Below are 14,379 nucleotides of genomic sequence, written 5' to 3'. Positions count from 1 at the left end.
ATTTCCTTAAAAAGGTTTTAAGCCACCAGTTGTTTTAAAAAATGCCAAATAAGCCTCAAAAAAGCACAAAAAACAAAAAAGCCACCCTTCTAAACAGAAGGGTGGCTATAACTAAACCAAAAATATAAACCAGATAATTACTTTACCTGTTTGAAAAATTCTATGTTACCAGAGTTAGTAACTCTTACCAATACTTCATGATCTGTGTTTTTAAGATCAACAAAATAAGTAGTTGGTTCAATAGCTGAATCAACAGATACGTAAGCCTGGAAAACGATTACGCTTTTAGCTTCGTAGCCTTTGTATTGATCAGCAATTAATTTTTGTGATTTTGCTGGGATAGCTTTGTAATCAACATACTGAGTTAAACCCAAATAATCACCAGCAGGAGTATAAAATGCAGTTTTCTTAACACCATCAATAACGAAATCAGCTTTTTGGCAGTTTTTATCTGCAGACCAGATTACATTAGTAGCTTCAGCAAAATCAGCGCTGAAAGCTTGCTGAACGCTGTAAGAAATGTTAACTGTGTTTTCAGTTGCTTTTTTACCACCATCTGCGGCAAATACACTAACGCTGAACAGGGCAGCGGCTGCGATTGTTAAAAATATTTTTTTCATGTTTCTTTTAATTTTAAATCCGCAACAAAAATAACTAATAATTGCAAACCATCGCAATTAAAATTCACTTTTATGAATATTTCATAATTATAGCTCTTTTTTGATAGAAAATTTAAATTATCACAACCCACTTAGTGTATTTTTTACAATATGTCAATCACAAAAAGCACAAAAAAAGCCATTACTTGTATCGTAACGGCTTCTTTACATTAAAGTAACCTGAATTTTATGTGGTTTTTATCCCCTAAAACTTAAATTACTGATTGATATCTTTTTAAGATGAGATTCGGCTGACACAAACCAGTAAAATTACCTGAAATAAACTAAACTATAAACTTCCTTTTTTATCCATTGTCTGCAAATCCGGGATACAGTGTCATTCCGCCATCTACAAAAATGGTAGTGCCGGTTATATAATCTGCTTCGTCTGATGCAAGCCATACGGCTACTTTACCAATATCATCAGGCTCACCTATTCTATTATAAGGTATAAGTGTTAATAAACTGTTCAAAGCTTCGGGGGTGTTCCATGCGGACTGATTAATATGGGTTTGTATGGCACCGGGGCCAATGGATACCACGCGTATTTTATGCGGCGCCAGTTCCTGCGCCATGCTTTTCATCAGCATCATTACCCCCCCTTTACTGGTAGCATAGTTTACGTGCCCACCCCAGGGAATAACTTCATGCACACTGCTCATACAAATAATCTTCCCGGCGGCCTTGCTCCTTTCAGGAATAACTCCCCTACGGATAAATTCCCGTGCTGCCTCCCTGGCGCATAAAAACTGACCGGTTAGGTTAATGCTGATCACCGTGTTCCACTGATCCAGCGTCATATCAACAAATTTCGAATCTTTTTGTAAGCCTGCATTGTTTACCAATATGTCAATGGTACCATATTGTTTATACATTTCGGCAAACATGGCCTGCACTTCATCTTCTTTGCTGATGTCTGCATGTATAGCATAAGCATTGCCGCCAGCCGCAGTAATCTCATCGACGGTTTGCTGTGCAACTTCATGTGCATCTACGTGGTTTATAATAACGTTAGCGCCCGCGGCGGCCAATGCCAGCGCAACGCCTTTACCAATGCCGCTATCGGCACCGGTAACTAATGCCGATTGTCCTTTTAATGATGGTGTTGTACTCATAGGTGTAATTTATGAGCTTAAGATAAACAGAATATGTTTTAATTGATAATCTTTCAGCAAATTATATTATAATTCGAACAGGATTAAGTAAACAAAGGATTTTCTGCTTCATACAATCATCGTCCCGCTAAATTGCCGCGGGATGGCTAGTCCTTTTTGTCTTGATACAAGACTATATATGTTAGACCATGAGGAAAATTAAGGCTTTTTTATGCTCTTAATTTTTTAGATAAAATAAAGGTAATGATCTTGCAGATTATGTATAGAAATAAAAGTGTTACAGATACGTATATGTAGTCTAAAATGTCTGTTTTTGAAATTCCTTTTTCGTGAGGGTGTATACGTGCATCAATACAGAAAAAGCCCACAATAAAACTTAAAATAGTAAATAGCAATAAGCACAATAAAGAAAGTTTTTTCAAAAGAAATATTAGATTATTGGTCATAAAAAAAGCCACTTGTTAGGTGGCTTAAAGCTATAGTAATTCCTTCATGACCGGTGCAAACCAATAAATTATCCTTTACAAGTATTAAACTCATTTTAAGGAATTTAGTTTAACCACGAAGAGTAAAGCTGCACAAAAGCCTTTAAAGTGCTTTTATATAATCAAGAAACAAATACAAGGCTTTCTTTTTATCATCTGTCAAATTAAAATCAAGCTTATGCATCAGGTAATCTTCTAAATCGAAGTCATTTCTATGCGGAAGCTCCTTTAACAATTCGGCACGATGGTCAAGTCCGTATTTGAGTGCTTTATTAAACTCGTCCATAAATTCTTTAGGGATTGGTTTATTGGCAATCCATGCAGCAAACGTAAATGGGAGGCCTGTAAAATGCTGCCACTCTTCCGCAAGGTCATATACAAATGGGTATTTATCCTTCTTCCCAAACGTACGGTCACCTATCATTACGAAGGCTGTTTTGGGATCTTTTGACTCTGAATAATCTGGCGAATCAGAAATCATCTGATAATCTGACTTCCAGTAATTCTTCAGTAAAACTTTGGCCAAATTATTTGACGAACGTGACTGAGGATCAAGCTGTAAGGTTTCTATTTCCCTAATATCGCAATTACTGAAAATGAATACTGAATTCACCGCTCCCACCGCGCCAATACAATAATCTGATACAATATTCCATTGAGGTAAACTCAGCGTTGCGGCCACCGGAATCAAGCCAATATCCACAACATCATCAATCAATTTCTGAGCACAATCCGTTGGGTTATCCAGGCTCAATTCTATTTTATCAAGGATGCCTGTATGCTGCAGGCCGTAAATAAATGGTTTGGTATTAGTATAGCTAACTGCTGATATTCTGATCTTGTTCACAAGTATAAATTAGAAGTATTAAGATTGTTTGAGATGATTGGCATCATTAAAGTCGGTAATGGTATATTTTTCACCGTCATAAAAAACTTTATATAAAACCAGGTTTTGATGAGGAAAGGTATCCATTTCGGTAAGTGGTTTTTCAGTAAGCAGGCACAAAAATAAACGCAGCGCCCTGCCATGCATACAAATAAGCACGGTTTCTTCTTCCGGGTGGCTCATTATAACTTTAAGTGCTTCCAGTTGCCTGGCCTTTACTTCATTAGGGCTTTCACCACCTTCAAACTTGGCATCAAGTTTACCATCAATCCAGTTACGCATAATCTGCATAAACTCAATCTTGTTTTCAGGTGTTGATGGTTGTCCTTCATGAATTCCCCATCCAAGCTCATCAAGCCCGGCAAGCTTTTCAAAAGGAATGCCCAAATCAATAAAAGGCTGAATACTTTGCTGGGTACGCTTTAATTTTGATATGTAGATCTTGTCAAAAGGCACTGATTGATAAGCATTAAAAAACTGTTGTGCCTGTTTGCGCCCCTCGTCATTCAGGTCCGTGTCCATCCCCCGGCCTTGTATAACCCCACGCTTATTTAAATCAGTTTGCCCATGGCGGACAATGTATAGTGTTTTGTTCATTATATCATTAGGTCGTTCTGTCATTGGGTCATTTCAACATTGAGTCATCTTTAAATAAGAAATGACTTATGGACAATGAATCAATAACCTAATTAATAACCGGCAACTTATAAAATTGTGGTTTTACTTCTTCCGGAAATTCAAAGTTGGTATAGTCCGTAACTACATTGTACAAAGTATCACGCTCAATTGGGTGCCTGCCAACATGTTTTATCAGCTCAACCAATTGTTTAGTACTCATACCCGGATTTTGCTCTTCAGCACCGGCCATTGAATAAATTTTGGTAGTATCATCAAGCGTTCCGTCAATATCATCAACCCCAAAATTCAAGGATAACTGCGCGGTGGTGCGGCTTATCATTGCCCAGTAAGCTTTAATATGATCAAAGTTATCCAGGTAGATTCTTGCTATGGCATAGTTACGCAAATCCTCAACCACTGTTGATTCAGGTACGTGCGACATCTGGTTATCCTGGTTACGGAATTTCAGTGGAATAAATGTCTGGAAACCACCTGTCTTATCCTGCAAATTACGCAAGCGATCCATATGATCCACCCGGTGCCAGAATTTTTCAATATGGCCATATAACATGGTAGCGTTTGATCGGCCGCCCAGTTTATGCCATTCTTCATGTATTGCCAGCCATTGCTCGCCGGTACATTTATCTTTGGAGATCAGATCCCTCACTTCCGGATGGAATATTTCCGCCCCTCCGCCTGGAATCGACCCTAGACCAGCCTCATACATCAGGCGCATCCCTGTAGCATAATCAATTTTAGCTTTTTTGAAGATATAATGATATTCAACCGGGGTTAAGGCTTTTACATGCAGCTCTGGCCTGTGTTCTCTTATCTTACTGAATAGTTCGCTATAAAAAGCAACATCGTATTGCGGTAAAACCCCGCCAACAATGTGCACTTCGGTAACCGGTTCATTATCATATCTGTACACCATGGCCAGCATCTCCTCCATCGTATACTCCCACCCTTCTGATTTCTGTTTCAACAGCCTGGAGTATGAGCAGAACTTACAGTCATAAACACAAAGGTTAGTTGGCTCAATATGAAAGTTACGGTTAAAATAGGTTTTGTTACCGTGACGCTTTTCGCGGATATAGTTGGCCAAAACACCCAGATACCCCAATTCGCCTTGTTCATATAGTAAAACACCTTCATCAAATGTAATGCGTTCACCGTTTAGCACTTTTTGGACGATGTCTTTTAAACCGGCGGGTAAATGAGGATTTTGCAGTAATAGCAGTAAATTATTTTCAGCTTCCATTCAAAAAACTTTGTACAAAAATAGGAAATGTTAATGTAATGATGGTGTAACATTTATTTATAAGTCCATTAATTTATTTCGAATACAAGGTCAGGTTGATTTTTTTGGAATAGATGTCTTCTTTAATTATCAAAAACCATTATCTTCAAAGCCTTAATAATAATCCCACATGGCCCTTAATTATATCTGGATAGCCTTTTTTCTGATAGCCTTTGTTATTGCGTTGATCAGGCTCATATTTTTTGGCGATACTGAAATTTTTATGCATCTGGTATCCGGCATGTTTGATTCATCAAAGGCATCGGTAATGGATATTGCGCTGCCGCTGGCCGGTAATATGGCCCTATGGCTGGGTATTATGAACATTGGCGAAAAAGCAGGTGCCATCAGGTTCCTTTCACGTATAGTGGGCCCATTTTTTAGCCGCTTATTTCCCGAAGTGCCTAAAGACCACCCTGCCACAGGACAAATATTAATGAGCTTTTCGGCAAATTTATTGGGACTTGATAATGCTGCCACCCCACTAGGATTGAAAGCCATAGGCAGTCTTCAGGAATTAAACAAAGACAAAGAAACAGCGTCTAACGCGCAAATCATGTACCTGGTACTGCTCACCTCCGGCTTACAATTGCTGCCGGTTACCATTATTGCCCAAAGGGCCATTCTGCACGCTAAAGACCCTACAGATGTTTTTATTCCCTGCATCATTGCAACTTATGTGGCGGCTTTGATTGGTATTATAGCAGTTTCCATTAAACAAAAAATCAACCTGTTTGATAGGGTTATTGTTAGCTGGTTGGGTGGTATAACGGCCTTTATTCTGTTACTGGTTTGGTATTTTAATACCCATTTAAGCAAAGAACAGATCAGCCTGGTATCAAAAGTGGCGAGCAACTTAATGTTGTTTTCTATCCCCGTAATATTTGTAACCGGCGCACTGTATAAAAAAGTAAATGTATTTGAATCTTTTATTGATGGTGCCAAACAAGGTTTTGAAACCTCAGTAAAAATAATCCCATATCTGGTGGCTATGCTAGTGGGCATCAGTGTATTCCGCTCATGCGGGGCGCTGGGTTATATTAATGATGGTTTGCGCTGGATTATTGTACACCTTAACCTCGACACACGCTTTGTTGATGCCATGCCAGTTGCCTATTTGAAACCGCTCAGCGGTTCAGGATCAAAAGCCATGATGATTAACGGTATGACCACCTATGGCCCCGATAGCTTTGCAGGCCGCCTGGGATGCGTATTCAATGGCTCATCCGATACTACTTTTTATATCGTAGCCTTATATTTTGGATCAGTAGGTATAAAGAAATCCCGTTACGCCATACCGGCAGGACTTATAGCTGATTTTGCCGGAATTATTGCCGCAATATTTGTATCCTATTTGTTCTGGGGATAGATCCCGACAAAAGCTAAGTGGCCGGCCCGGGTAGCGTTACCATCCGGCCGGCCACCTGTTACATGATTATTAATTAGATATTGTTTTCCGGCTAATCAATGCCAGGGATTTAGAATGAATGCTATTTCTCGTCTTTGTCTTTATTGTCTTTTACCTTACCGTAAATTTCATCCCTTTCAGCTTTGTTTTGAGCATTAGCCTGGGCTATATCATATTCCAATTCTGGGTCGATGTTCTGCTCCTCTACTTTTTTGGCTTTCTCCATCAGTAACTCATGATTAGCCTGCAACCATTCTAATTCTTTTTTACCATAGGATAAGCGGGTAAACAACACAAACAATACAGGCACAATAAAGATGGAAATAGTTGACGATGCGATCATTCCGCCCAAAACGGTTATACCGATAGTATTCCTTGATTCTGCACCTGCTCCTGTTGCAAATACCAGTGGCAATACACCCAATATAAACGCCATAGAAGTCATGATAATAGGGCGTAGCCTTAAACGCACAGCCTCCAGTGTTGATTGCAATAGCTCCTCACCCCTGTCAACCCTTAACTTGGCAAACTCTACTATCAGGATGGCATTCTTTGCAGACAATCCTATCAGCGTGATTAAGCCTATCTGGGCGTAAACGTTATTAGTTATAGTCGGCATACAGAAAAGCGCCACAATAGCCCCAAAAGCACTCACAGGCACCGCCAGTAGTACAGAGAATGGAACCGACCAGCTTTCATATAACGCTGCCAGGAAAAGGAATACAAAGATGATGGAGAACAGGAATATATAAACCGTAATTGAACCTGCCTTGATCTCTTCATAGCTTAATCCTGAAAAATCATAAGTATAACCCCTTGGTAAAGTTTTAGTAGCAATCTGCTTCAAAGCATCCAGTGATTGACCGCTGCTGTATCCCGGTGGTATGGAACCATCAACCTCGGCAGAGCGGAATATATTAAAGTGGGTAATCAATGGCGCAGCAATATCCGGTTTATAGGTAATAACTGTACTCAACGGCACCATATTGCCAACCGAATTACGCACATAATACTTATTCATATTGCTGATTAAAGCACGATAAGTAGTATCTGCCTGTATTACTACGTGATATGTACGGTTGTAAAGTGTAAAGTTATTTACAAACAAACTACCCATGTATGATTGCATGGTGGAGAATACATCAGAAATGTTTACGCCCAGCTTTTCGCATTTTTCCCTGTCGACAGTAAGGTTATAACTTGGGGTATGCGCTGAGAAATAACAGAACGCTGTTGATGTTGCCGGATTCTTTTTCGCAGCAGCTACAAACTTCTGTACATTTTTCTCAAATTGATGAATATCATCGGTTGAGTTACCTTGTTCAATCTGCATACTAAAGCCGGCAGCTAAACCAATGCCCCTTATTGGTGGCGGCTGGATCACTACGACATTTGCATTTTTAATACCGGCTTTGGCAATCCTTTTTCTAAGGTTATCCATTAAGCCTTGCATTTGTGTTTGCTGCGTCGTACGGTCATCCCAAGGCGTAAGCATACAAAACATAGAACCGGCGTTGGAGTTGGCACCTCCGTTTAGTATATTGAAACCTGATATAGCCGTTAAATGCAATATCCCTGGCGTTGAGCTCACTATTTTCATCAGCTTCTCCATCACGTTTACTGACATAGTAGTTGATGATGCATCAGGTAATTGATAAGTAAGATACAAACGTCCGCCATCTTCAGAAGGCACAAATCCTGATGGTTTTGTTTTAAACAAAAGAATAGTACCTGCGCAGATCATTACCAATAGTATAACAATCAATTTGGAGTGTTTGATACTCCGTTTTACGCCATTTGAATATTTAAAGGTGATTTTTTCAAAACCACTGTTGAACCAGTCGAAAAACTTATCCAGCCAGTTTGATTTTTGGCTAGCGTGATGTGATGGTCTTAACAACAAAGAACAAAGAGCAGGTGTTAATGACAAGGCTATGAAAGCCGAAAACATTACCGATATAGCGATGGTTATAGCAAACTGCTGGTACAAACGCCCAACAATACCGGGTATAAAGCCTACCGGAACAAACACCGAAGCCAGAATTAAAGCGATAGCTACAACCGGTGCCGAAATCTCTTTCATCGCATGGTAGGTAGCTTCCTTGGGCGACATATGCTGTTCATCAATATAATGCTGCACCGCCTCCACCACAATAATGGCATCATCCACCACTATACCTATGGCCAGTACAAAGCCAAACATGGTTAACGTATTTATGGTGAAGCCTAATGGGATAAAAAGACAAAATGTAGCCAATATGGATACTGGAATAGCCAGAATAGGAATTATGGTTGACCTCCAATTTTGTAAGAAAAGGAATACCACTATTGCCACCAGTGCAAGTGCCTTTAACAAAGTGCCTACCACTTCCTGCATCGAAACCTTTATAATGGTTACCGATTCAAATGGCACAATATAATCCACATCATTAGGGAACGACTTTTTCAGTTTAGCTAACTCAGCGTATACATTATCAGCAGTCTGCAAGGCATTACTTCCGGGTGATTGATATATCTGGATAGTAGAGGCCCTGTTACCATCAACAAATGCATTGCTCGAAAAGGTAAATTTCCCTAATTCAACGCGGGCTACGTCTTTTAAATAGACTAATTCGCCGGTTGATGGTATGGTTTTAACAATAATTTTCTCGTAGTCCTTTGCCTTACTGAGCATCCCGTTTACCAAAATACCCACTTCATTAGCTTGTGAATTATTTTGGGGTGGCGCCCCTACCGATCCTGCTGCAACATAAACGTTCTGCGCCGTTAACGCAGCGCTTACATCAGCCGGGGTTAAACTATAGGAAGCCATTTTATCCGGATTCATCCAGATACGCATACTGAACTGATCGGTACGTGCGCTTACGTCACCCACTCCGGGAACACGAAGAATGGCATCTTCAATAAAAGTACTGGTATAGTTATCAAGGAAAGTTATTCCGTGCGTTTTTTTAGGGGAGTAGATGGCGATCAGCATTAACTGATCGGGGTTACTTGCCCGCACCGTTGCGCCTAGTTTACTTACTACAGCCGGCAGTAAAGGTGCAGCAATGCCCACCCTGTTCTGCACATTCAAGGCCGCAATTTGAACATTGGTACCTATATTAAAAGTTACCCTAATGCTCATACCACCACTGTTGGTACTGGTACTCTGCATGTATTCCATGCCTGGGGTACCATTCACCTGTTCTTCAATAGGGATGGCAACCGTTTGCTCTACAGTTTCGGCATCAGCACCTGTATAGGATGCATTTACACCAACACTTGGCGGAGATATATTCGGATATTGGTCAACAGCAAGGTTAAAAAGACATATCGTCCCTGAAATCATTAATACAACTGATATAACGATTGCAGTTACCGGTCTTTTAATAAATGTATTCGCAATCATTTTTTATCAGATTTACCCAGTTCACGTGATTTTTGTATCTCGAATTCCAATTCAGGGTCAATATTTTGTTCTTCAACCTTTCGCTCTTTCTCCATCAACTCTTCGTGGTGGGCTTTCAGATATTCGAGTCTTTCTTTACCGTACGACATCCTGGTTATCAGTACATACAATACCGGAACAACGAATATCGCAATAGTTGACGCTGCGAGCATCCCGCCTAAAACTGTATAACCAATGGTTCTGCGGGCTACTGCACCTGCGCCTGTTGCCAGTACCAGTGGTAATACACCCAAGATAAATGCCAGCGAAGTCATGATAATGGGGCGCAAACGCAGGCTTACTGCATCCAGTGTAGATTTCAGCAGATCCTCTCCCCTGTCAACCCGCACTTTGGCAAACTCAACTATCAGGATAGCGTTCTTCGCTGCAAGTCCTATCAGCGTTATTAAACCTATCTGCGCGTAAACGTTGTTTGTTAGACTTGGAACCAATTCCAATGCCAGTATCGCACCGAATGCACCTATCGGTACAGCGAGCAATACAGAGAAAGGAACCGACCAGCTTTCGTATAACGCCGCCAGGAAAAGAAATACGAACGTGATAGAAAACATGAAGATGTAAATGGTGGTAGACCCGGCCTTTACTTCCTCATAACTTAATCCCGAAAATTCATAGGTATACCCCTCAGGCAATTCTTTGGCTGCCAGCTGCTGCAATGCATTTAAGGCATCGGTACTGCTGTAACCCGGCGCTGACGAGCCATCTATTTCCGCTGTGCGGAAGATATTGAAATGTGAAATAACCGGTGCTGCCTCAGTAGGCGTGTAACTAATTAAAGTTCCGAGCGGAACCATGGTTCCTGCCTGGTTACGCACATAATATTTATTCATTTCGGCTATATCGGCCCTGTACGCTGTATCGGCTTGTACAACCACATGGAAAGTACGGTTATAGGTTGTAAAATCATTAATATACAAACTACCCATAAATGCCTGTATGGTGGTAAACACATCAGAAACATTTACACCCAGTTTCTCGCATTTTTCACGATCAACTTTTAGGTTGAAGTTTGGTGTATGGGCAGTAAAGTAGCTAAATGATTTGGTAATTGCCGGGTTTTTATTGGCATCATTAACAAACTTGTTTACAACATTTTCAAACTGATGAATATCATCGGTGGTGCTCCGCTGCTCAATCTGCATACTGAAACCAACTGTTGAACCTACACCAGGTAATGGTGAAGGTTGTATTACTTGAACGTTAGCATCTTTTACACCTGCATCCTCTATTCGTTTTTGTAAAACCTTGATGATACCCGGCACCTGCTGGCTTTCTTCACCACGTTCATCCCACGGAGCCAACTGGCAATAAATAGTACCGTTATTAGAGTTACTGGCATTGGTTACTACGTTTAAGCCCGATAGCGCCGCATAATGCGCTACGCCCGGCGTTGCACCAACAACTTTCATTATCTTCTGCATTACCTCAACCGAAGCAGCAGTAGACGCCGCCGGAGGTAATTGAAAAGTAACGTATAGGTTTCCATCATCCTCGGAAGGAATAAATCCTGACGGTTTATGCTGGAACATAAAGTAAGTTCCGATACAAACACAAAGCAAAAGGATAATAATATATCTTGCCCCGATTATACTTTTACGAACACCTTCTGTATATCTTGCTGTAATACGATCAAACCATGCGTTAAATTTAATAAAGCCACGGTCCAGTATATTTGGTTTTCTGTCGGGATCGGTTGGTTTTAGTAATAAGGTACAAAGCGCAGGGGTTAATGACAATGCGATAAATGCAGATATCATTACCGATATAGCGATGGTTATAGCGAACTGCTGATATAAACGACCAACTATACCCGGAATAAATCCTACCGGCACAAACACCGCAGCCAGAATGAGCGCAATGGCCACAACCGGTGCAGATATGTCCTTCATCGCCTGGTAAGTAGCTTCTTTAGGCGACATTTTATCATGGTCGATATAATGCTGTACAGCCTCTACCACAATAATGGCATCATCCACCACAATACCTATGGCCAGTACGAAACCAAACATGGTAAGGGTATTTATAGTAAAGCCCAACGGTATAAAGAAACAGAAAGTACCAAATATGGATACAGGGATAGCCAATACAGGTATAAGTGTTGATCGCCAGGTTTGCAGGAATAAAAACACTACTACTGCCACTAACGCAAGTGTTTTAAGCAAGGTTCCAACAACATCCTGCATAGAAACCTTTACTACGGTAACTGATTCGAATGGTACACTGTATTCAACATCGGCTGGGAAGGTTTGGCGCAGTTTAGCCAGCTCGGTATAAACACCATTTGCTGTCTGCAACGCATTGCTACCCGGAGCCTGGTATATTTGCAGATACGAAGCCCGGTGACCATCAACAAATGAATTACTTGAAAAAGTAAATTTACCCAGCTCAACGCGGGCTACATCTTTCATATAAACCAGTTCGCCGGTTGCAGGGATAGTTTTTACAATGATATTTTCAAATTCTGATACTTTGCTCAAACGGCCATTAACCAGGATACCCAACTCATAAGTCTGGCTGGACGATTGAGGCGGCACACCGGCTGTACCGGCTGCTACCTGCACGTTCTGCGCATTTAAAGCGGCAATAACATCAGAGGGCGTTAAGCTATAGGATGCCATTTTATCCGGTTTCATCCAGATACGCATACTAAAATCATCTGTAAACCTGCTGATACTACCTACACCCGGCACACGTAAAAGCGCATCCTGTATAAAGATATTGGTGTAGTTATCCAGAAAGGTAATATTATGACTGTCTTTTGGTGCATAAATAGCCACCATCATCAGCATACTGGGGTTAAGTGCGCGCACCGTTAAGCCAAGCCTGCTCACTACTGCCGGTAATAAAGGCGTGGCAATACTAACACGGTTTTGAACATCCAGCGCGGCAACGTCAATGTCGGTACCTATTTTAAAGGTAACATTCATGGTCATCAGCCCGTTGTTGGTACTGTTGCTTTGCATGTATTCCATCCCCGGTGTACCATTAACCTGCTCTTCAATAGGTGTGGCAACGGTTTGCTCAACCGTTTGTGCATCGGCACCGGTAAACTGCCCGTTAACCTGTACAATAGGCGGGGTAATATCCGGATACTGGTCAATCGGCAAAAGTAAAATACTTACTGTACCTGTTATTACCAATACAATGGATATAACTATAGCAGTAACGGGTCTTTTAATAAAGGTATTAGCAATCATACATTAATCATCATCTAAAACACACAGATTATAAAGAAACCTGGTTTTTTGTTAGTGTTTACCACCTTGTGTAGGCGCTACTTTATTAGCAGTTGTTACCGGCGCTCCGTCATGAAGTGTTTGTACACCATCAGTAATTATTTTTTCACCCTCATTAACACCGCTCTTAACAATTACATTTGGCCCAATAGTTTGACCAACCTGCACTTTTTTCTGATGCGCAAATAATCTTGGTTTGCCAGATACATCAGCTTTAGGGTTTTTCGCCAAACTATCTTTAGATACAGTTACAACACTATCCTTTGCTGTAAATACAAAGTACTCGCCCATTTGCTCAACAACTGCTTTGCTTGGCAATACCAATACCGGTGTGGTTTCCTGGTTATGCACGCGCACAACGCAGCTCATACCTACTCTTAATATGCCTTTAGGGTTATCAAAAACAAGCCTTACCCGTATAGAACCAGTTTGGGAATCAACAGCGCGGTCAATCACTGATATTTTTCCATTGTATGGATAAAGAGAGTTATCGGGCAACAAAATGGTAAATAATGAATCTACATTTACTTTGTTGATCTGCAGTTTTTCAAAAAACGGCAGATTCTTTTCATTAATGATAAAATCAACCGCCATTGGGCTATCTGTCGAAATTGTATTTAATATAGTTGTTCCGGGGGTCACCACATCTCCTAACTTTACCTGGCTAAAACCAATTGTTCCAGTAAATGGTGCATAAACTACAGAATAAGCCAAATTAGTTTTAGCTGTTTTCACTTGCTGTTCAGAAGCCTTTACAGTAGCCTTTGCATTTTCAAGCGTAATAACCGCGTGATCATAAAGCTGCTTGGCTACCGCATTATATTTATTTAAATACTCGTACCTGTCAGCATCCTGTTGTGATTGCACCAAAGTTCCTTGTGAAACCCTCAGATTGGCTACAGCCTGGTCATAAGCTGCCTGATAAAGGCGTTGATCAATTTCATATAGCTTTTGTCCTTTTTCAACATGGGTACCTTCTTTAAAGAATATGCCGGTAATAGAACCTGTTACCTGCGGCAGCAAATTAACCTGACTCAGTGCCTGGGTTGTTGAAGGATACTTATCAAAATACAAAACCCGTTTTGCTTTTAAGGTCATTAAATTAACAGGCACCTCTGGATTTACAGGCGGTTGCTTCTTTTTACAGGCAGTAACAATAAGGCAACTAATAAAAATGGTATTTAATATTACTCTATTCATAGAGATTGTTGGTTTTATACA

Annotated in this window: 9 protein-coding genes; 1 reads left to right on the top strand and 8 read right to left on the bottom strand. The window is 40.6% G+C overall.

Going from position 1 to position 14,379, the window contains the following annotated elements:
* Window positions 1-137 precede the first annotated feature (137 nt).
* From JN11_RS10395 to mqnE, 5 genes are all read right to left on the bottom strand, one after another.
* Window positions 138-620, bottom strand: a complete 483-nt coding sequence (locus JN11_RS10395) for a hypothetical protein (protein ID WP_144912308.1) — start codon at window positions 618-620, stop codon at window positions 138-140.
* Between the two features lie 344 nt (window positions 621-964).
* On the bottom strand, window positions 965-1,774 hold the full coding sequence (locus tag JN11_RS10390; protein WP_144912307.1) for an SDR family oxidoreductase: 810 nt from the start codon (window positions 1,772-1,774) through the stop codon (window positions 965-967).
* Between the two features lie 588 nt (window positions 1,775-2,362).
* Entirely contained in the window at window positions 2,363-3,106 is a 744-nt protein-coding gene (locus tag JN11_RS10385) for a menaquinone biosynthetic enzyme MqnA/MqnD family protein (protein ID WP_144912305.1), read from the bottom strand.
* Between the two features lie 18 nt (window positions 3,107-3,124).
* Window positions 3,125-3,742, bottom strand: a complete 618-nt coding sequence (locus JN11_RS10380; RefSeq protein WP_144912303.1) for a histidine phosphatase family protein — start codon at window positions 3,740-3,742, stop codon at window positions 3,125-3,127.
* Window positions 3,743-3,830: 88 nt separating this feature from the next.
* Entirely contained in the window at window positions 3,831-5,024 is a 1,194-nt protein-coding gene (mqnE, locus tag JN11_RS10375; protein ID WP_144912301.1) for an aminofutalosine synthase MqnE, read from the bottom strand.
* Window positions 5,025-5,193: 169 nt separating this feature from the next.
* Here mqnE and JN11_RS10370 point away from each other — a divergent pair, with 169 nt between their 5' ends.
* On the top strand, window positions 5,194-6,432 hold the full coding sequence (locus JN11_RS10370; protein WP_144912299.1) for a nucleoside recognition domain-containing protein: 1,239 nt from the start codon (window positions 5,194-5,196) through the stop codon (window positions 6,430-6,432).
* 121 nt (window positions 6,433-6,553) lie between these two features.
* Here the strand turns inward: JN11_RS10370 and JN11_RS10365 are convergent, their stop codons facing one another.
* Genes JN11_RS10365 through JN11_RS10355 form a run of 3 tightly spaced genes read right to left on the bottom strand, consistent with a single transcriptional unit; the run spans window position 6,554 to window position 14,358 of the window.
* Entirely contained in the window at window positions 6,554-9,862 is a 3,309-nt protein-coding gene (locus JN11_RS10365; protein WP_144912297.1) for an efflux RND transporter permease subunit, read from the bottom strand.
* A complete protein-coding gene (locus JN11_RS10360) occupies window positions 9,859-13,119 on the bottom strand; it encodes an efflux RND transporter permease subunit (RefSeq protein WP_144912295.1) in 3,261 nt (1,086 codons plus the stop codon). Before JN11_RS10360 ends, JN11_RS10365 begins: the two co-directional genes overlap by 4 nt.
* A 51-nt stretch (window positions 13,120-13,170) precedes the next feature.
* Window positions 13,171-14,358, bottom strand: coding sequence for an efflux RND transporter periplasmic adaptor subunit (locus JN11_RS10355; protein WP_144912293.1), 1,188 nt, complete (start codon window positions 14,356-14,358; stop codon window positions 13,171-13,173).
* Window positions 14,359-14,379: the final 21 nt, after the last annotated feature.

The sequence above is a fragment of the Mucilaginibacter frigoritolerans genome (genome assembly GCF_007830615.1).
GTDB classification, from domain to species: Bacteria; Bacteroidota; Bacteroidia; order Sphingobacteriales; family Sphingobacteriaceae; genus Mucilaginibacter; species Mucilaginibacter frigoritolerans.
The sequence above is the reverse complement of the archived record's forward strand: the minus strand, read 5'-3'. Positions and strand labels throughout refer to the sequence as shown.